The following is an 18114-nucleotide window of genomic DNA, read 5'->3' as shown; positions in this document are numbered from 1 at the left end:
CCGCTATCAGGCCGCCATCCGCTCGACCACACGGAAGGCATCGGATCTGAGTTTTGCGAGATCGAGGCGTGGAATGGCGCCGTCCTCGACCACGATGCGGCCGCCGACCAAGAGGTAACGCACATGCGCGTTGCCGGCGCATGTGACCGGCGCGATCAGCGGATCGTGCATGCCGAAGTGCCGCGGCTGGTTCAGGTCGAAGATCGCGATGTCGGCCTGCTGTCCAGGCGCAAGCGTGCCGATCTCGGGGAAACCGAGAACGCGGGCACCGCCGGCCGTTGCCCAGTGCACGACGTCTTCGGCCGTCACCGCATGCGCGCCCTTTACGGCGCGATGGGTGTGCCAGCAGCTATGCATCTCGCTGATCATGTCAGCCGCCTCGTTAGAGGCCGCGCCGTCGACACCGAGCGACACCGCGCCGCCGAGTCGCGCCATGTGATCGGCCGGCGCGACACCGGAGCCGAGGCGGCAGTTGGATTGCGGGCAATGCGCCATGCCGGTACCCGTGCTTGCGAGTATCTCGACCTCCCCCGGATCGAGGTGGACGAGATGCGCAAACCAGATGTCGGGCCCGAGCCAGTCGTGGTCGGCGAGCCATTCCACCGGTCGCTTGCCGTGGACCGAGAGGCAGAAATCGACATAGTCAGCGGTCTCGGAGAGATGGCTGTGCAGCCTGAGCTTCATCCGCCGCGCTGCCGCGATCACTTCCTTCAACTCGCCGGGGTCGAGCGACCAGGTCGGCGTGGTCGGCGCCAGCGCAACACGTGTCAGGCTTCTTGGCGACGGATCATGGAAGCGCTGCGCGCAGGCCTCGACCGACTTCAGCATGGAGTCGAGCGTTTCCACCGGCATCGGCGGAAAGTCGTCAGCGTTCATGTGACGGTCCTTGGTGGCGCCGCCGCGGCAGAACACCAGGCGGATGCCCAGGCTGCGCGCGACCTCGAAGATCACATGGGCGGGATCGAACCTGAAGGTGTCGCTGAACAGATAGTGGTGATCGGCGGCCGTCGTCGTTCCCGACAGCAGCAGTTCGGACAGCGCAATTCTCGCGGCGACCGCCAGCGCCTCCTCGTCAAGCTTCGACCAGAGCCTGTAAGGCGCCGCGCGCAGCCAGCCCGCGAGCGGAAGGTTGATGCCGGCGGTGACGCCCTTCATCACGCTCTGGAACATGTGATGATGGGTGGAGATCAGGCCCGGATAGATGACGCAACCGCGCGCATCGAGCCGCTGCTCATCCGGCTGCGGCTCGAGCGCGCCGATCTCGGCAATGACGCCGTCGCGGATGCGGATGGCGCCCGTCGCGCGCATGGCGGCACCCGGCAGGCCGGTGAAGATCCCGACGGCGTTCTCGATCAGCATCGCAGTCATGTCTCGGTCCTTATTTCGCTTTCGTGCCAGTTCGACAAAGCGAGCCTGGAGAGCACGACCATCGCGGCGAACAGCACAACGCCGGTCAGCGTGATCAGGAACAGCGCCGCGAACATGCGGGGAATATCGAGCGTGAAGCCGGCGTCGAGGATCTCATAGGCGAGACCCGACGAGCGGCCGCCGGTGCCGGCGACGAACTCGGCGACCACCGCGCCGATCAAGGCGAGCCCGCTGGAGATTCGCAAACCGCCAAAGAAATAGGGCAAGGCCCCGGGGATTCGCAGCTTGACCAGGGTCTTGAGCCGGCTGGCGCGGTTCATCCGGAAATAATTAGCGAGCCCTGGATCGACGCTGCGCAAGCCGAGCGTGGTGTTGGAGATGATCGGAAACAGTGCCACCAGCGTGGCGCAGATCGTAAGCGAGAGCTGCGTGTTCTTGACGAGAATGATGATGAGCGGCGCGATCGCGACGACCGGCGTCACCTGCAGCAGCACCGCATAGGGAAACAGGCTGATCTCGATCGCGCGGCTTTGCACGAACATGAACGCAACCAGCGTTCCGATGATGACCGCCGCGGCAAACGCCTGCAATGTCACGCGCAACGTGACCAGCAATGCGCGGAACAGCGACGGTCCATTGTTGACGAAGCTTGTGAAGATGTCGCTCGGCTTCGGAAACAGATAGACCGGCACCGAGGCCAGCCGAAAACCGACCTCCCACAATACGAACAGCGCGATCCCCACCCCAAGCGGAGCAGCGATCCGCACAAAAGCCTCCGACTGCAGCAACGGCTTCATAAGATACCTGCCGACACGGAAGGCAGCGACGCCTCCGCAAGCCAGGTCGAAAGCTCCCGGCAATAGGCGGCGAATTTCGGGCTGTCGCGAAAGCCCTCGCCGCGCGGCTGCGGCTCGTCGATGGTCATCGTGCGAAAGATGCGGCCTGGGTTTGCCGCCATCACGATGATACGCGTCGACAGGAACACGGCTTCATAGATCGAGTGGGTGACGAACACCGTCGTCAACTTGCCTTCCCACCACAGGCGGATCAGGTCGGCGTCGAGCTTGTTGCGCGTGAACTCATCCAGTGCGCCGAACGGCTCATCCATCAGCAGCAGATTTGGCTTCGTCACCAGCGCACGCGCGATCGAGACCCGCATCTTCATGCCGCCGGAGAGCTGGCGCGGGAAATGCTTGCTGAAAGCGGATAGGCCCACCTGTTCGAGTGCCTCGGCCACCCGCGGCGCAGCCTTGGTGTAGGCAATGTTGGACAGTTCCAGCGGAAGCCGGACATTGGCCTCGACCCGCGCCCAGGGCATCAAGGTCGGCTCCTGAAAGACAAAGGCGAACCGCCTGCCCTCCTGCCCGACCTGCGAGAAATCTCCGCGCCACCACAACAGCCGGCCGTCCGATGGCTCGATCAGGTTCGCGATCAGTTTCAGCAGCGTGCTCTTGCCGCAACCGGATGGGCCGATCAGCGTCAGGAACTCGCCGTCGGCGATCGACAGATTGATCGGCGCCAGTCCGCGCGTGCCGTTCGAGAACACTTTCTCGGCCGACAACACTTCGACCGCCGGCGGACGTTCGCCGCCCGTCACCATCCGCTGTCCGCCTTCATCAAGCGGGGTGCCCGGCAAGAGAGCGTTCATCGGCCCGCTATTGCACTCCGATCTTCAGATCCTTGACGAAGCGATCATCGTAGGCCTTGGGCCAGTTCACCTTCGGATCGAGCAGACCACCCGCGACCAGGAAGTCGTAGATCTGCTTGTAGCGATCCTCCGTGATCACGCCGATGCCGCGCTTTGCGGCGTCACCGCCGTCGATCGCCTTGCTCTCCTTCAGCTTCTCGATCGCGAACGCGATCTGCCCGTCAGTCATCTTCGGGTTGTCGGCCTTGATCAGCGCATTGGCCGGCGCCGGATTCTTCAGATAGTCGCGCCAGCCCTCGAGCGAGGCCTTGACGAAGCGCGCCACGACGTCGGGCTTCTCGGCAATCATCTTCTCGGTGGTGACGATTGTCGAACCATAGGGCGGATAGCCGCCGTCGGCGAGCAGGAAGAACTTCACCTTCTCGTGCTGCTGCTCAGCCTGGTAGGGCTCAGACGACGGATAGGCCTGCTGGGCGATGCTCTTGTCGGCGAAGAAAGGCTGCAGGTTGAACGTGTAAGGGCGGATCTGGTCGTCGGTGAATCCGTATTTGGCCTTGAGCCAAGGCCAGAACGTAACGCGGGAGGAACCTGCAATCAGGATCGGCCTGCCCTTGAGCGCCGCGATGTTGGCGACATCGTCGTGAGTCATCAACCCCTGCAGGTCGAACTGGAAGGAAGAGGCGACGGTGACCAGCGGCAGGTTCTGCTCCCGCCCCTTCAGCACCTGGATGTCGTAGCCCATCAGGAAATCGGTCTCGCCGGCGAGCAGGAGCTGCGAGCCGTTGACCTGCGGACCCCCCATCTTGATGGTCACGTCGAGGCCGGCCTTCTCGTACAGCCCAGTCGCCTTTGCCTCATAGAAGCCGCCATGTTCGGCCTGCCCGAACCAGCTCGTCAGGAACGTCACCTTATCGGCAGCGAACGTCGACGCCATTGAACAGAGCAGCGCACCGACGCTGACCAGGGTCACCGCGATCGTTCGCGGCAGGAATTTGGTGGCCATTGCGGCTTCCCCGTTATGGCCGGCGTTGCGCCCGGCCCCACAATCCGGGAACGGAATTGCAAGGTGACAATTCGTCCCCAGTAGCACCAAGGATGCACAGCCGCCTTGTCGCCTGAAAGCATTTTTATTCGAGCAATCCGTTGCCTTTGAAGCAACAGCAGCGATCCGAATCTTTCCAGTGTGTGTAGTGGAAGTGGCGGACGATCGGCGTTACGTTTTGCGTTTTCATATCAGTCGTCGGGGGTGACGTTGCGTGCGCTTTCTCCAGCTTCGATCAGGCGCCCTTTGCGCGCTACAGCCACGGCATCGCGGTTCCGGCGAATCACCGGCTCGTCGTGACCTCGGGGCAGCTCGGCATCGCTGCCGATGAAACGATCCCCGAGCAATGCGAGCAGCAGGCCGATCTGTGCTTTGCCAGTATCGCCGCCATCCTCGCCGAAGACGGCATGACGCTCGCAGATGTCATTCGGCTCAATGCTTACGTGACTGCCCGCGAGCATATGCAGGGCTATATGCGCTCACGCGACCGGCATTTTCAGGGAACCCCGCCGGCTTCGACCCTCGTGATCGTGTCCGGCTTCACGCGTCCGGAGTTCGTCGTCGAGATCGAGGTGATCGCCGGCGCGCCCGAGCGCGGTTAAAACCGCGCCATATCGCGCCGTATCTTGGCGAGGAACCGGCCGCGCTGTGCATCCGTCGCAACATTCATGTGATAGAGCGCGTAGTAATTGACCGACGCTTTCGAGCCGGTGAACCAGCGCAGGTAGCGCTTGATGATCCGGCGCGGCGGGTCGGCCATGCCGATCGCCTGCCAGCGTGGGCGGCCATAGGTCGAGATGCCCGTGATACGGCGGAGATGCATGAGCGTCGGCTTGGCATGCGACGGATCTGACAGATCGAGCGCGATGCCGGGACCGAACATCCGGTCGAACCATCCCTTCAGCATCGCCGGCGGACCGAAGGACCAGGTGGGGAACTGCACGACCAGCGCGTCCGCGGCCATCAGCCGGTCGGCATAGGCCTGGTTGTTGGCGCGGTTGCGCGCGGGGTCGTGATAGTCGCGCCGGCGCTCGGCCGTCAGCACCGGATCGAAGCCCTCCGCGTAGAGATCGAGCAGGTCGACGGTGTGCCCCGCTTCAGCCAGCCCGGCCAGCGCCTCTTTCCGGATCGCGGCGTGAAAGCTTTCGCTCAGCGGATGGCAATAGACATAGAGCACCCGCATCTCACGGTCGCTCCGGCACGAAGCTGCGCATTTTGCCGGGGTTGAGCAGCCCGTACGGATCTACCTCGTGCTTGAAGCCGAGCTGATCGGCATCGGCGCGCTTATAGCGGCTGCCGTCCTCCACCGTGAAGACATGCGGATTGGCGATATGGACGCCGTGCGCCTCGTGCAGGCTGATGATCTCGTTCAGCCTGTCTGCATTGGTATAGCGCACGACGGGCAGCCCGCTGCAGGTGACGCGGCCGCCGAAGCGGATGAACTCCAGATGCTGCAGCACTTCGTCTGGAAACAACTCGCGCATCTCGACCACCTTGTCCATCAGCCGGTCATGCGGATAGAGGCATTGCAGATAGGTGACGGAGCGGTCGCTCTTCAGCACCTGCAGCGTGGTGTGGTTCCAGGTGTACTCATAGAGCGGCACCTGGCCCGGGCTCTCGTCGGTCGGCGTCTCCAGCGTGATGGTGCCGCGGCCGGCCAGCAGCGACTTGAAACTCTCGAGCGAGGGCTCTGCGATCATCGCGATCAGGATGCTCTTGCCGTCGGGACAGTACGGCTTCAGCGCACCGAAATAGGACGGCAACGGAGCGGTAATCGGCGACAGCAGCTTCTTGACGATCCCGTCCGCCAGCGCGGCCTCGTAGCCGAACGCCGCAGCGTCGACGAAATCGTCGAACGCCACGACGACATCGATCCATCGCCAGGCGGGCGCGAGCGGCATTTCGAGTTCGGTGATGATGCCGGTGGTGCCGTAGGCGCGGTTGATCTTCTGCGCCGCGTCGCCACGCAACTCGATGACGCGCGGCTCTTCCTCGACCGTGACCACGCGCGCGGCGAGGATATTGCCGGGCTCGCGCAGGCCGCCATGAACGACCGAGCCGATGCCGCCCGATCCGCCCGCCACGAAGCCGCCGATCGTCGCCGTGCGCTTGGTGGAGGGGTGCATGCGCAGCTCCCAGCCGCGGGGCTGCAGCTCGGCATCTATCGTGTTCAGCTTCGCGCCGACACCGACCCGGATCAGGCCGGGCTTGACCCATTTGGTACTGTCGAGCGCCAGAACGTCCAGCAGCACGCCACCGCGCAGCGGCACAGCCTGGCCGTAATTACCGGTGCCACCCGCGCGCACTGTGATCGGCACGCGATGCCGCGCGCAGGCGGCGGCAACGCGGATGACGTCGGCTTCGTCCCGCGGCGAGGCGACGAGATCGGCCGACATGCCGTTCAACTGCTCGTTCAGCACCGGGCTGTACCAGAAGAAATCGCGCGAGCGCCGGCGCACGACCTTGGGATCGGTAACGACAGGAACGTCGCCCAAATCGTCGATGAGCCGTGCGAGGGTTTCGGACGAAAGCTCGTTCATAGCATAATCTTCGCTGCTTGCTGCCCGCCTTCGCCGAGCCCCGCGACGATCGTCTGCGAGCTCAGGACGAAGCCGAAGCATTGGCGCACATTGTAGAGGGTCGCCGCGAGGCAATAGTCCGGCGATGTGGTGGCCACGCAATCTCCCAGCAGCAGGCAGTCATAGCCGCGGAAGTTGGCGTCCTGTAGGGTACACAACACGCACTGGTCGGCATTGACGCCGGCGAACATCACCGTGGTGACGCCGAGATTGCGCAGGATGCTGTCGAGTTCGGTGTCCTGGAAGCCAGACATCTGATACTTGGCAACCTGGATATCGGACGGATCGACCTTGAGCTCGTCGACGATCGCGGCCGACCAGCTTCCGCGCTCGAGCACCCTTGCGCCGGAGCCAGGCAAGGGATCACCGAGACCGACGCTGCGGCCATCGGGATTATAAACGTGCAGAAGCGCCGGGCTGAGATTGAGTCTATCTGGTCGGTTACCCCAGTTCACCCAGATGACCGGTACACTATGAGCCCGCAGCACGGGAAGCAGCCGACGTAGCGGCGCGATCGGCCGCCGTGCCGGCACGACATCCACGCCAACATGTGCGAGCCAGCCGTTCGGATGGCAGAAGTCGTTCTGCATATCGATCACGATCATCGCCGTGCGAGCGAGATCGATAGTGATCAGCTTGCCGTCTGCCTGCAGGGTGACCGGCTCTGGCGGTATCGGATCGCGCACCAGGTCGGCGCGGGCCGCTGACACGCGCCAGCGATTGCGCGCGCTCGATCCGAGCGGCCAAAGCGCGTCGTCCTCGCCGGTGTGGCGTGGCACCGAACTCATCGGCTATTGCCCCTGCAGGATGCAGATATCGTCGGGCTCGAGCGCAACGCGCTCGCCGCCACGGATCAGTTCGGCGAAGTCCTCGTTCGGGGTCATCACCGTGAGCGTGTACAGCTTGCCGGCGCCGGTGTTCTCGATCACGTGCTCGGAGCCCGGATGCAGCAGCAGCGAGTCGCCCTTCTTGATCGGCAGCCTCTTGCCGTCGCAATACGCGACGCCCTCCCCGTGCAGGACGTGGAAGAATTCGTGCGCCCGGCTGTGCTCGTTCGGCGGCGTCGCTCCACCGACCTTGAATATCTCGATGACGAAAATGTTGTCGATCCGGTCGGTCTCCTGATCGAACAGCATTACGAAGTAATTGGTGTCCTTCGGTGAAATCCGGAAAGCTGTCGCCTGTGCAAGGTCTACGGCACTGAATGCCATATGTTAGAGCTCCTTATCGTCATCCGCGCCGCGATCCATCGAACGCCGTGTGGGTCGCGATACGCGACAATGGATAGCGGCTGATCTCCTCGATCAGCTTGATAAGCCGCGCGGCAGAGCGCTCGACGGCGAGCCGGCCAAGCTCGACAGTAGCCTTGGTGGCGTCGCCGCAGGCGCCCTTTGGATGCAGATCCTGCGCCTGCCAGCCGAACCTGGCGCCAGCTTCCGGACCGAGCATTTGCGACTCGCGTTCGATCTCGACCGACAGCGGGACGAAGTTCTCCGCGTGATGCATCTCCACGAGCTCGGGATGCAGATGCAGCATCACACTGGTCTCGCTCTGACCGCCATGAATGCCATGCCGATTTTCCTCGGGCGGAAACAACGCATCCAGATCGATCAGCCGCGGCCACATCACGCTGACGGCGAACATGCCGAGCTTGACGCGCAGATCGCGGCAGACGATCTCGAGTAGCTGCGGCTGACCGCCATGCGAATTCAGGAACAGAATCTTGCGGACGCCAGCGCGATGGACGCACTCGCCCAGTTCGTACCAGACGCGCCCGAGCGTTTCGTGCGACAATGTCAGCGTGCCCGGAAATGCCAGATGCTCGTCGGATTTGCCGATCGGCATCATCGGCAACACCAGCGCCATCAGATCCGGCGGCATCAGTCCAACGGTTCGGGCCACGATGCCCGCATTGATGGCGGCATCGACCCTGACGGGCAGATGCGGCCCATGCTGCTCGACGGCGCCGACGGGCAGGATCGCAACCACCCTCTCCGCGTCCAGCTCGGCGAAATCCTTCGTGCTCAGATCCCACCACCAATGCGACTTCAGCTCCATTCTTTCATTCGGCTCCAACGGCTGATTGCGCCGGCGGCCTGCAAAAGAGCCCGGCGCCGTTTGCCTGCTATTCAGGCTTGCGATTGTGCACGCGCCACGATCACTTGAAAGCGCTTTAATTCGGCAAGTCCGTTGCCTTTTGGGCAACGCGAGTCATCTGCTCCGAAGGCGCAACAAGGTAGAAGGGAAATGCTTCACGGTCGGCTGTTGAACTATATCGACGAGGTTGCGCGGACGGGCTCGATCCGGAAGGCCGCCAATCATCTGAACGTTGCCGCTTCCGCCATCAGCCGCCAGATCCTGGCGCTGGAAAGCCAATTGGGAACGCCAATTTTTCAACGGCTCCCAAAGAAGCTGGTCCTGACCGCTGCCGGAGAGATTCTGATCGGCCACGTCAGGCAGACCCTGAAGGAACTGACGCGCGCGCAAACCAAGATCGAGGAGCTCAAGGGGCTGCGGCGCGGCGAGATCACCATGGCGATGATGAGCGGGCTCGCGTCGAACCTGGTCCCCGGAACGGTAAAGGCGTTCCGGATCGCCAATCCAAGGGTCAAGCTCAACCTGACGCTGTTCAACACGGGCGAGGAGATTCAGTTCGCTGTCGCCAACGGCGAAGCCGATCTCGGCATCGGATTCGACTTTACCAAGGACGGCAATCTGAAGGTCCTGGCGCGCGCCGGCGCCAAGCTCGGTGCCGTCATGGCGCCGAACCATCCGCTTGCGAAGCGAACGGGCATCCGGCTGAGCGACTGCATCGACTATCCACTTGTCGTTGCCGACGACACGAGCGCGATCAGGCCTTACTTGAACACCGCGTTTACGCGCGCCTCACTGGATCTGCAGCCGATCATCGAGACCAATGCCATCGAGATCATGAGGCACTCCGCGATGGTCGACAACGGGATTACCTTTCTCACGCCGTTCGATATCGAGTTTGAGCGGCGGGCGGGACGCCTCGTCTACCTGCCAGTCCGCGAACTGTCGCATGAGTCCCAGACCTTGATGCTGATCGGTCACGAACGGGGAAGCAGCGCGATCGCAAGCGTGCTGGCGGAATTGCTCAAGACGATGATGCGCGAGGCGAGCGGATGAAGGCTGTCTACGCCGGCCCATCGAGGACGAGTTGGCCCTATCGGCCGCCCTACAGCGCGAAGTGCAGGTGGTCTCGCCGCGAGACACCTGCACTTCGTTCGCTGACCTCTCGCCCGACCGATGGTTAAGGCCTTATTTTGGAACGGTACCCTCGACCCCTTCAACGTACCAATTGAGCGAGCTGAAAGTGGCCTCGGACATCTTACCGCCGGCGGGAACCATCTCCTTGCCGGTGTTGTCCTTGATCGGTCCGGCAAATGGATTAAGCGTGCCCGCGATGATCGCAGCCTTCTTTTCCTCAAACACCTTGACGACTTCTGGCGGGATATTGGGATTGAGCGGAGCCATCACCACCAATCCTTCCTTGAGTCCCCAACGAATGCGCCGATTACCGGTCCAGGTGCCATCGAGCACCTTCTTGGTCTCGTCGATGTAATAACCGCTCCAGTCCTCCGTCGAACCAGAGAGCTGGGCTTTCTTGCCGAAGCTCGACATATCGGCATCGATGCTGAACGCATAGGTGCCCTTCTCCTGCGCCGCCTGGATCGAGGCCGGCGAGTCCGTGTTCTGGGCAACGTTGTCTGCACCCTGCGCAATCAACGTGTCTGCCGCCTGGCGCTCCTTGCCGGGATCATACCAGGTGTTGACCCAGATCGGCTTCACCTTGATCTTCGGATTCACGGCTTGAGCACCAAGGGCCATCGCGTTGATATTGCGCATGACGCTCGGGATCGGGAACGAACCGATGAAGCCAAGCGTGTTCGTCTTCGTCATCAGCCCGGCGATCGTGCCGATCAGGTAGAAGCCTTCCTCGAAGCGCGGCTCGTAGACCGTGATATTGGCCGCTGTTTTGAAGCCGTTGACGTGCTCGAACTTGACGTCCGGGAACAGCTTGGCGACCTTCTGAAGCGGCTCCATGTAGCCGAACGAAGTCGCGAAGATCAGCTTGTTGCCGTCGGCTGCGAGCTGACGGAAGACGCGTTCGGAGTCCGCGGTTTCCGGGACGTTTTCCACGAAGGTGGTCTTGATCGCAGAGCCCATCGCCTTCTCAAGCGCCAGCCGGGCCAGATCGTGCTGCTGCGTCCAGCCTCCGTCGCTGCGCGGTCCCAAATAGACGAAAGCGACCTTCAGCGGCTCGGCAGCCGGAGCCGCGACGGGCGCGGCCATCGCCAAGCCCACCGCGGTGGCCATGGACCACATTTTCAAGAACGTTCTTCGTTGCATAACGCCTACCTTTGTCTGGAGCTTGAATTGCTGAACCGCACCGCGAGGCCCCTGATCACGCGGCCGAATGGAAACTCCGGCCAAGGGAAGCCGGTTGATTCAACAAGATGGTCTTGGGATCGCGGCAGATGATCACCAGCACGATGATCGTCGCCGCGTAAGGCAGCATCGACAGGAACTCGGTCGGGATCGGCAGACCGAAGCCCTGCGCGAACAGTTGGAATTGCGTGACACCACCAAAGAGATACGCACCGACAACGATGCGTGTCGGCTTCCACGTGCCGAAAACCACGAGCGCAAGCGCGATCCAGCCCTTGCCGGCGGACATGCCCTCGACCCACATCGGGGTCTGGACCAGCGACAGATACGCACCCGCGATCCCAGCCATCGCCCCGCCGAACATCACAGCCAGGTAGCGAGTCTTCAGGACGGACTTGCCGATCGAATGCGCGACACTCGGCGACTCGCCGATCGCCCGCAGCGTCAGGCCGGTGCGCGACTTCGTCAGAAACCACTGCACGCCCACGAACAGTGCAATGGAGAGATAGACCATGATGTCGTAGTGAAACAGGAGATCGCCCACCACGGGAATGGCGGTCAGCCCGGGAATGGTGATCGGCGTCAGCCGGTTCACCGGCAGGCCGGCGTAGTTGTAACCAACGAAGGCCGACAGGCCGATGCCGAACAAGGTGAGCGCGAGGCCGGTAGCGACCTGATTGGTCTGCAGGTTGAGCGTGAGAAAGCCGAAAAGCAGGGACAACGCGACAGCGGCGCAGGCCGCAGCGAGGAAACCAAGCGCAGCGCTGCCGGTCGCATATGTCGTGGCGAAGCCGGTCACCGCACCGATCAGCATCATGCCCTCGATGCCGAGATTGAGGACGCCGGACCGTTCGACGACGGTTTCGCCAAGAGCCGCGTAGATCAGCGGCGTGGCCGCGACCACGGTGCTGGCGATCATCGGGACAATGGGATTCATGCGGCGGTCTCCGCCTGTACCGGTGGTTTCAAGGTATTGGCCTCGACCGGCGCAACGCGTTTCAGCTGAAACGTGATGAACAAATCGGCGGCCAGGAGGTAGAACAGCAACAAGCCTTGGAACAGCCCGGTGATCGCGGACGGCAAGCCCATGCCCGCCTGTGCCGCCTCGCCGCCGAGATAAAGCAGCGACATGAGCAGCGCGCCGAACACTACGCCGATCGGATGCAGGCGGCCGATCCAGGCCACGATGATGGCGGCGAAGCCGTAGCCGGGCGATATCTGCTGTTGCAGCCGGCCGATGGGACCGGCGACTTCGCACACGCCGGCGAGCCCGGCGGTGGCGCCACAGATCATCAGCGCAATCCAGATGTTGCGCTTTTCCGAGAAGCCGGCATAGGCCGCCGCGGCAGGAGCCAGCCCCGCGACCTGCATGCGGAAGCCGGCAAAGGTCTTCTGCGAGAATATCCAGGCCACCAGTGCCAGCCCGAGCGCATAGACAATGCCCCAGGTCACCCGCGTTCCGCTGATGAGGATCGACATCGTCTCGGCATCGCCGAAGCCTTGCGATTGCGGATAGTTCAGCCCCTGCGGATCGCGCCATGGCCCGTGCACGAGCCACGACAGCACCAACTGGGAAATGTAGACCAGCATCAACGTGACGAGAATTTCGTTGGTGTTGAACCGGGTTCGAAGAAAGGCGGGAATCGCGGCCCAGGCCATCCCGCCGAGCACTCCGGCCAGTAGCATCAATGGCAACGCAAACGCAGATTCGCTGTCGCCGAACCAGAGCGCGACGCCGCCGCCGGCGATCGCCCCCATGGTGAGCTGTCCTTCGGCGCCGATGTTCCAGACATTGGCCCTGAAGCCCAAGGCGAGGCCCAATCCGCAGAGCAGCAAGGGCGTCGTTTTCAGGAGCAATTCCCCGATGCCGTAGGTGGTCGACACCGGCTTGACGAAGAACAGATAGAATGCCTCCACCGGATCCTTGCCTAACACCTTGAACAGCACGAATCCGGTTATGAGCATACCGACCGCCGCCAGCAGCGGCGAAGCGACGCTCATGATGGACGACGGCGTCGCGCGCCGCTCAAGCTTGAGCATTGGCCGTCTCCAGATGTGCGTTTGCGGAAGCCGCGCGGTCGTCCGCCCGATCGCCGAACTTGCCGCTCATCCATGTCCCGATCTGCTCGATCGATGTCTCCGCAGGCTTGACCGACGGCGAAAGACGTCCGTCGGCGATCACCGCGAGGCGGTCGCTGATGGCGAAGAGCTCGTCGAGTTCTTCTGAAATCACCAGAATCGCCACGCCCTGATCGCGCAGATCGATCAGGGCCTGCCTGATCAATTGCGCCGCGCCGACATCCACGCCCCAGGTCGGTTGCGCCACGATCATCATCTTGGGCTGCAGCATCGTCTCCCTGCCGACGATGAACTTCTGCAGATTGCCGCCGGACAGGCTGGAGGCGACCGATTGGTCGCCGCCGCATTTGACCTTGAAACGCTCGATCACGTTCTTTGAAAAAGTCTTCATGACCGACGGATGGATGATGCCCCTCTGCACCATGCCCTTTCGCGCTCCGGTCAGGAGCGCGTTCTGAGCCAAGCTCATCGGAGGCACCGCGCCACGTCCAAGCCGCTCTTCCGGAACAAAGGTCAGACCAACCGCGCGCCGCTGCGCCGGATTGAGGTTGCCGGCCGGCTGCCCCAACAGCTTGATCATGGAAGCCGGGCTCAAGCGCTCGCCCGAGAGCGCCGTCATCAATTCCTTCTGGCCGTTGCCCGAGACACCCGCGATCCCGAGGATCTCACCGCTGCGCACCGTCAGGCTGACATCCTTGAGCGACGTCCCGAAAGGATCCGGCGAAGTCAGCGACAGACGTTCGACCTTCAGCCTTTCTTCTTTGGCTTCGCGCGGCGCAAGGCGACATTCCGCCAGTTCGCCGCCGATCATCATTCGCGCCAAGCTTTCATTGGTCTCGTTGCGCGGAATAGCCGTGCCGCTGACCCGTCCGCCGCGCAGCACAGTTGCGGTATCACAGAGCGCGCGGATTTCATCGAGCTTGTGGCTGATATAGAGGATGCTGCATCCTTCCGCCGCCAGACGGCGAAGCGTCTTGAACAGGATGAGGACGGCCTGCGGCGTCAACACTGAAGTCGGCTCGTCCATGATCAGGAGCTTCGGCTCCTGAAGCAGGCAGCGAACGATCTCAACCCGCTGTCTTTCGCCCACCGACATGCTGTGAACCAGCCGGTAGGGGTCGATGGGCAGTCCGTATTTCTCCGATACTTCTGTTATCTGCGACGCCAGCTTCGCGGTCGGAACGGCCTCATCCAGCGCAAGCGCGATGTTTTCCCAGACCGTCAGCGTCTCGAACAGCGAGAAATGCTGGAACACCATGCCGATGCCCATCCGCCGCGCCTGTGCCGGCGCGGCGATGGTTTCATACTGCCCGTTCCACATGATGGTGCCGGCGTCCGGCTTGGTGACGCCGTAGATCATCTTCATGAGCGTGCTTTTACCGGCACCGTTCTCGCCGAGCACGGCGTGGATCTCGCCGGGACGGATGCTTAGCGAGACATCGTCGTTGGCGACGACACTGGGATAGCGCTTGGTGATACCAGTCAGCACCAGACGCGGCTTCAGATCGGCAAATCCAGACTGGTCCATGTCTCCAATGAGCCTCGATCCGGTAAAAGCACGGGGGTGGCCGCGCTCCTAGTGAGCACAAGCAAGCCGCGCGCCAAGTCGCCGCAAGGGGCAGTCCGGAGAACGGCGGATCGACAACCGACAGGCGCCTCGCTTACCCACCGCCGCCGCGAGGTTGACGGCCGGCACCACATTTCGCTGAGCGATGTCGCGGCGGTGCCTTACCGCGGAATGAGCTCGATAGTGTCTGGCATCCGTCTTGCTCTCCGACCAATCGGATTTGCGGAGGTCAAGAATGCCCTGTGTCGAACGCCGAGCTGTTTCTTGCAACGGAATCAAACCGCTCGCTCGCGCACAAGAAGCCGGTCTAGCGGTGCAGACCCGATGAAAACCTGGATTCGCGATCCGATTGCCATGCTGGCGGATGGCGGCAAGCGCGGGCTTGTCATTGAGGGCGGAAAGATCATCGAACTGGTCGGACCGGACGGCCCGACAACGCCATGCGATGAGATATTCGATGCACGCCAGCACGTGATCATTCCTGGCCTCGTCAATGCGCACCACCACTTCTTCCAGACACTGACGCGCGCCCATCCTCAGGCGATCAACAAGCCGCTGTTTCCGTGGCTGAAGCAGCTCTACCCGATCTGGGGGTCCTATCTCGACCGCGACCGCTTCCGGCTCGCGGTTCGTGTGGCGCTGACCGAACTGTTGATGTCCGGCTGCACCACCGCGTCCGACCATCTGTTCGTTTTCCCACAAGACATGGCTGACGCCGTCGACATCGAAGCCGAAGAAGCCTCCCGGCTTGGAATGCGGATGACGCTGACGCGCGGCGCCATCAATCTCGGCTTTGCGAAAGGGGGCATTGCCGACGAACGATTGATGCAGGATCACGATACGGCGATCGCCGATTGTGAGCGGGTGCTGGCCAAGTATCACGATTCTCGCGAAGGCTCGCTGCTGCGCGTTGCACTGGCGCCGTGTGCGCCGTTCAACGTCACGCGCCAGATGATGATCGACACGGCTACACTGGCTTCGAAGCATCACTGCCTGCTCCACACCCATCTCGGCGAAACGCATGATGAGGATGATTACTGCCTCCACCACTATGGCTGCCGTCCGCTCGATTATCTCGAACAGGTCGGCTGGATGAATGAACGCGTCTGGCTCGCACACGGCATCCACTTCAATGACGCCGAAATCTCGCGACTGGGCGCACACGCCATGGGCATCTGTCACTGCCCGACCTCCAACATGGTGCTGTCATCAGGCATTTGCCGGACCAGGGATCTCGAAGCTGCGGGCGCGACCGTCGGCCTCGGCGTCGACGGTTCTGCCTCGAACGACAGTTCGAACCTGATGGAATCGGTGCGCCACGCATTCCTGCTTGGACGGCTCGCCTACGACGCATCCGAGGTCACCCACCTCGATGCGTTCAGGTGGGCGACAGAAGGCTCCGCCCGATGCCTTGGACGCAGTGATATCGGCAAGATCGAAGTTGACCGTCAGGCCGATCTTGCCTGCTTCACGCTCGAAGAACTGAGATTTTCAGGAGCCGGCGACCCGATCGCGGCTCTGGTTCTCTGCGGCGCGCATCGGGCGGATCGCGTCATGATCAAGGGCAAATGGCGCGTCACGGACGGAGCGCCGGTCGGGATCGATATCGCGAAGCTGAGATACGAGCATGGCAGGGCTGCGGCGGCATTTCTGACCAAAATCTAGCTGTGGAATAGCGACGCATGAGGGAGCTGGCCGCACGCAACTGCACACAATTTCGCGTCTTCATGCTCAATTCCTGACCACACCATTCGATAGCGCGCGAAAAACTCTGGAAGAGTCGGCTATCGCACTGCCCAACCGTTCAGCTTGACCACCGATCTTCGCGAACACTAGTGTCAACGACGCTTCCGGCTGCAATGGGTAAATGCCTGGCGTCGGATTCCAGCACAATTTTGCGGAGTCCTTGCATGGCCAAAGACGGAAACGCTTATCTTTCTAGTTTGCGCGACGATCGCTCGATCTACATCGACGGACGAAAGGTCGCGGATATCACGACCGACCTCAGCTTTCGCAACGTCATCGAGACGGTCGCCGGACTGTACGACTTCCAGGCCGCGCCGGAGAACCTTGATCTGATGACGTTCCAGTCACCGACCAGCGGCGAGCGGGTGAATCTGGCGTGGCAGCTTCCGAAGACCTATGGCGACCTCGTGAGGCGGCGACACGCCATCGAGACTTGGTCGACACTGTCGTGCGGCATGATCGGCCGATCGCCCGACCACGTGGCGTCCACGCTCGCAGGCTTCCGGATGGGACTTGCCGCCTTCCGCGATCATCATCCCGCCCGCGCGGCCGCAATGGAAGCGTATTTCCAGTACGCCCGGGACAACGATCTTTTCCTGTCCTACGTCATCATCAATCCACAATCGGACAAAGGAAAATCAGCAGGCGAGCAGCCGGATCCACATCTCGTGGCTTCTATCGTCGACGAGGACAGCGGAGGCATCACCATCCGTGGCGCCAAGATGCTGGCGACCAGCGGCGTGATGGCGAACGAGCTTCTGATCTCGGGCTTTCAGGCGCTGCAGGCCGGCGACGAAGCCTACGCTTTCACGGCTGTCGTGCCATTGGGCGTCAAGGGATTGACGCTGATGTCCCGCCGCAGCTACGAGCAGAATGCCACTTCGACGTTCGACTATCCACTCTCTTCCAGGTTCGACGAGAATGACGCCGTCGTCCATTTCGACGACGTCAAGATACCCTGGGACCGCGTCTTCGTGTTCAAGGACCTTAAGATGGCCCAGGCCCAGTGGCACGACACCCGCGCGCACGTCTTCCAGAACTATCAATGCATGGTCCGCCTGATGGTGAAGCTGCGGTTCCTGCTGGGAGTGGCGCGCAAGATCGCCGAGATCAACAACATCATCAACTTTCCGCAGGTGCGCGACACGTTGGGTTTGATGGCGGCCAAGGTGAGTAACATCGAAGCGCTCGTGATCGCGATGGAGATGAAGGGTGAGACCTTCGGGGAGTTCTACGTGCCGGACCGCTCCCTGCTCTGCACGGCCCAGGTCATCGCGCAGAACACTTATCCGGAGATCGTGGAAGCGATCCGTTCGCTCTCGGGCGGCGGCTTGATCATGGTACCTTCATCCTATGCCGATTTCGTAACCCCTGAAACCAATGCCATCATTCACAAGACGCAGCGTTCGCCTATCACGACGTCAGAGCAGCGCGTCAAGCTGATGAAGCTTGCCTGGGATGCGGTCGGGTCTGAATTCGGCTCGCGCCATCTGCAATATGAAATGTTCTATTCCGGCGCGCCGTTCGTGACGCGCGGAAACAGCTTCCGGTTTTTCGACTGGGATAATGTCAAGGGCCCCGTCGACCGGTTCATGAGTTCCTATGATCTGCCGAAAGGCGATTTGAAGCTTTCGGATGCCGCAGAGTAGCCGGGCAGTGCGATCGATGGTCA

Annotated in this window: 16 protein-coding genes and 1 pseudogene; 4 read left to right on the top strand and 13 right to left on the bottom strand. The window is 62.2% G+C overall.

What is annotated here, in order from left to right; translation table 11 throughout:
- Positions 1-6: 6 nt before the first annotated feature.
- From AC5ZGW_RS02490 to AC5ZGW_RS02475, 4 genes are read right to left on the bottom strand one after another with little or no spacing between them, the layout of a single operon-like run.
- The gene (locus tag AC5ZGW_RS02490; protein WP_130222591.1) at positions 7-1368 is read right to left on the bottom strand and encodes an amidohydrolase family protein; all 1362 of its coding nucleotides are present in this window, start codon (positions 1366-1368) and stop codon (positions 7-9) included.
- Positions 1365-2165 (bottom strand): ABC transporter permease, encoded by an 801-nt coding sequence (locus AC5ZGW_RS02485; RefSeq protein ID WP_130222589.1) that lies wholly within the window; start codon positions 2163-2165, stop codon positions 1365-1367. Before AC5ZGW_RS02485 ends, AC5ZGW_RS02490 begins: the two co-directional genes overlap by 4 nt.
- On the bottom strand, positions 2162-2968 hold the full coding sequence (locus tag AC5ZGW_RS02480) for an ABC transporter ATP-binding protein (RefSeq protein ID WP_245474494.1): 807 nt from the start codon (positions 2966-2968) through the stop codon (positions 2162-2164). The genes AC5ZGW_RS02485 and AC5ZGW_RS02480 overlap by 4 nt, the downstream gene beginning before the upstream one ends.
- Before the next feature lie 55 nt (positions 2969-3023).
- Positions 3024-4019 (bottom strand): ABC transporter substrate-binding protein, encoded by a 996-nt coding sequence (locus AC5ZGW_RS02475; protein ID WP_130222585.1) that lies wholly within the window; start codon positions 4017-4019, stop codon positions 3024-3026.
- 243 nt (positions 4020-4262) lie between these two features.
- On the opposite strand from AC5ZGW_RS02475, the pseudogene AC5ZGW_RS02470 reads away from it, so the two are divergent.
- Positions 4263-4660: pseudogene (locus tag AC5ZGW_RS02470) on the top strand (RidA family protein).
- On the opposite strand, the gene AC5ZGW_RS02465 reads toward AC5ZGW_RS02470, so the two are convergent.
- Genes AC5ZGW_RS02465 through AC5ZGW_RS02445 form a run of 5 tightly spaced genes read right to left on the bottom strand, consistent with a single transcriptional unit; the run spans position 4657 to position 8695 of the window.
- Positions 4657-5241, bottom strand: a complete 585-nt coding sequence (locus AC5ZGW_RS02465; RefSeq protein ID WP_130222581.1) for an NAD(P)H-dependent oxidoreductase — start codon at positions 5239-5241, stop codon at positions 4657-4659. The pseudogene AC5ZGW_RS02470 and the gene AC5ZGW_RS02465 overlap by 4 nt on opposite strands.
- 1 nt (position 5242) lies before the next feature.
- Positions 5243-6598 carry an FAD-binding oxidoreductase gene (locus tag AC5ZGW_RS02460; RefSeq protein ID WP_130222579.1) on the bottom strand — a complete coding sequence of 452 codons (1356 nt, stop codon included), beginning with the start codon at positions 6596-6598 and terminating at the stop codon, positions 5243-5245.
- Positions 6595-7425 (bottom strand): cysteine hydrolase family protein, encoded by an 831-nt coding sequence (locus AC5ZGW_RS02455; protein ID WP_130222577.1) that lies wholly within the window; start codon positions 7423-7425, stop codon positions 6595-6597. The genes AC5ZGW_RS02460 and AC5ZGW_RS02455 overlap by 4 nt, the downstream gene beginning before the upstream one ends.
- Positions 7426-7428: 3 nt before the next feature.
- A complete protein-coding gene (locus AC5ZGW_RS02450) occupies positions 7429-7848 on the bottom strand; it encodes a cupin domain-containing protein (RefSeq protein ID WP_130222575.1) in 420 nt (139 codons plus the stop codon).
- A 19-nt stretch (positions 7849-7867) separates the two neighbouring features.
- Positions 7868-8695: a creatininase family protein gene (locus AC5ZGW_RS02445; RefSeq protein WP_130222573.1), complete on the bottom strand. Its 828-nt coding sequence runs from the start codon at positions 8693-8695 to the stop codon at positions 7868-7870.
- A gap of 189 nt (positions 8696-8884) precedes the next feature.
- On the opposite strand from AC5ZGW_RS02445, the gene AC5ZGW_RS02440 reads away from it, so the two are divergent.
- Positions 8885-9787 carry a LysR family transcriptional regulator gene (locus AC5ZGW_RS02440; RefSeq protein ID WP_130222571.1) on the top strand — a complete coding sequence of 301 codons (903 nt, stop codon included), beginning with the start codon at positions 8885-8887 and terminating at the stop codon, positions 9785-9787.
- A 132-nt stretch (positions 9788-9919) separates the two neighbouring features.
- Here AC5ZGW_RS02440 and AC5ZGW_RS02435 read toward each other — a convergent pair whose 3' ends face one another.
- The 4 genes from AC5ZGW_RS02435 to AC5ZGW_RS02420 form a co-directional block, all read right to left on the bottom strand.
- Positions 9920-10987 carry a BMP family ABC transporter substrate-binding protein gene (locus tag AC5ZGW_RS02435; protein WP_207230918.1) on the bottom strand — a complete coding sequence of 356 codons (1068 nt, stop codon included), beginning with the start codon at positions 10985-10987 and terminating at the stop codon, positions 9920-9922.
- Between the two features lie 79 nt (positions 10988-11066).
- Complete coding sequence (locus tag AC5ZGW_RS02430) at positions 11067-11987, bottom strand: ABC transporter permease (protein ID WP_028161877.1); 921 nt, start codon at positions 11985-11987, stop codon at positions 11067-11069.
- A complete protein-coding gene (locus AC5ZGW_RS02425) occupies positions 11984-13090 on the bottom strand; it encodes an ABC transporter permease (protein ID WP_130222567.1) in 1107 nt (368 codons plus the stop codon). The genes AC5ZGW_RS02430 and AC5ZGW_RS02425 overlap by 4 nt, the downstream gene beginning before the upstream one ends.
- Positions 13077-14657 carry an ABC transporter ATP-binding protein gene (locus AC5ZGW_RS02420; RefSeq protein ID WP_130222565.1) on the bottom strand — a complete coding sequence of 527 codons (1581 nt, stop codon included), beginning with the start codon at positions 14655-14657 and terminating at the stop codon, positions 13077-13079. The genes AC5ZGW_RS02425 and AC5ZGW_RS02420 overlap by 14 nt, the downstream gene beginning before the upstream one ends.
- Positions 14658-15020: 363 nt before the next feature.
- Between AC5ZGW_RS02420 and AC5ZGW_RS02415 the strand changes: the two genes are divergently transcribed.
- Both AC5ZGW_RS02415 and AC5ZGW_RS02410 read left to right on the top strand, forming a co-directional pair.
- Positions 15021-16361 carry an 8-oxoguanine deaminase gene (locus AC5ZGW_RS02415; RefSeq protein ID WP_130222563.1) on the top strand — a complete coding sequence of 447 codons (1341 nt, stop codon included), beginning with the start codon at positions 15021-15023 and terminating at the stop codon, positions 16359-16361.
- A gap of 245 nt (positions 16362-16606) precedes the next feature.
- A complete protein-coding gene (locus tag AC5ZGW_RS02410) occupies positions 16607-18091 on the top strand; it encodes a 4-hydroxyphenylacetate 3-hydroxylase family protein (RefSeq protein ID WP_130222561.1) in 1485 nt (494 codons plus the stop codon).
- Positions 18092-18114: the final 23 nt, after the last annotated feature.

Source organism: Bradyrhizobium sp. Crot121, assembly GCF_059512385.1.
Note: the sequence above shows the minus strand (reverse complement) of the source record. Positions and strands in the feature narration are given on the sequence as shown.

Coding starts and splice junctions, on each gene's coding strand:
- AC5ZGW_RS02475 (WP_130222585.1), bottom strand. CDS start 4,019: ATGGCCACCAAATTCCTGCCGCGAACGATCGCGGTGACCCTGGTCAGC.
- AC5ZGW_RS02490 (WP_130222591.1), bottom strand. CDS start 1,368: ATGACTGCGATGCTGATCGAGAACGCCGTCGGGATCTTCACCGGCCTG.
- AC5ZGW_RS02450 (WP_130222575.1), bottom strand. CDS start 7,848: ATGGCATTCAGTGCCGTAGACCTTGCACAGGCGACAGCTTTCCGGATT.
- AC5ZGW_RS02430 (WP_028161877.1), bottom strand. CDS start 11,987: ATGAATCCCATTGTCCCGATGATCGCCAGCACCGTGGTCGCGGCCACG.
- AC5ZGW_RS02460 (WP_130222579.1), bottom strand. CDS start 6,598: ATGAACGAGCTTTCGTCCGAAACCCTCGCACGGCTCATCGACGATTTG.
- AC5ZGW_RS02455 (WP_130222577.1), bottom strand. CDS start 7,425: ATGAGTTCGGTGCCACGCCACACCGGCGAGGACGACGCGCTTTGGCCG.
- AC5ZGW_RS02480 (WP_245474494.1), bottom strand. CDS start 2,968: ATGGTGACGGGCGGCGAACGTCCGCCGGCGGTCGAAGTGTTGTCGGCC.
- AC5ZGW_RS02465 (WP_130222581.1), bottom strand. CDS start 5,241: ATGCGGGTGCTCTATGTCTATTGCCATCCGCTGAGCGAAAGCTTTCAC.
- AC5ZGW_RS02445 (WP_130222573.1), bottom strand. CDS start 8,695: ATGGAGCTGAAGTCGCATTGGTGGTGGGATCTGAGCACGAAGGATTTC.
- AC5ZGW_RS02415 (WP_130222563.1), top strand. CDS start 15,021: ATGAAAACCTGGATTCGCGATCCGATTGCCATGCTGGCGGATGGCGGC.
- AC5ZGW_RS02410 (WP_130222561.1), top strand. CDS start 16,607: ATGGCCAAAGACGGAAACGCTTATCTTTCTAGTTTGCGCGACGATCGC.
- AC5ZGW_RS02425 (WP_130222567.1), bottom strand. CDS start 13,090: ATGCTCAAGCTTGAGCGGCGCGCGACGCCGTCGTCCATCATGAGCGTC.
- AC5ZGW_RS02485 (WP_130222589.1), bottom strand. CDS start 2,165: ATGAAGCCGTTGCTGCAGTCGGAGGCTTTTGTGCGGATCGCTGCTCCG.
- AC5ZGW_RS02435 (WP_207230918.1), bottom strand. CDS start 10,987: ATGTGGTCCATGGCCACCGCGGTGGGCTTGGCGATGGCCGCGCCCGTC.
- AC5ZGW_RS02420 (WP_130222565.1), bottom strand. CDS start 14,657: ATGGACCAGTCTGGATTTGCCGATCTGAAGCCGCGTCTGGTGCTGACT.
- AC5ZGW_RS02440 (WP_130222571.1), top strand. CDS start 8,885: ATGCTTCACGGTCGGCTGTTGAACTATATCGACGAGGTTGCGCGGACG.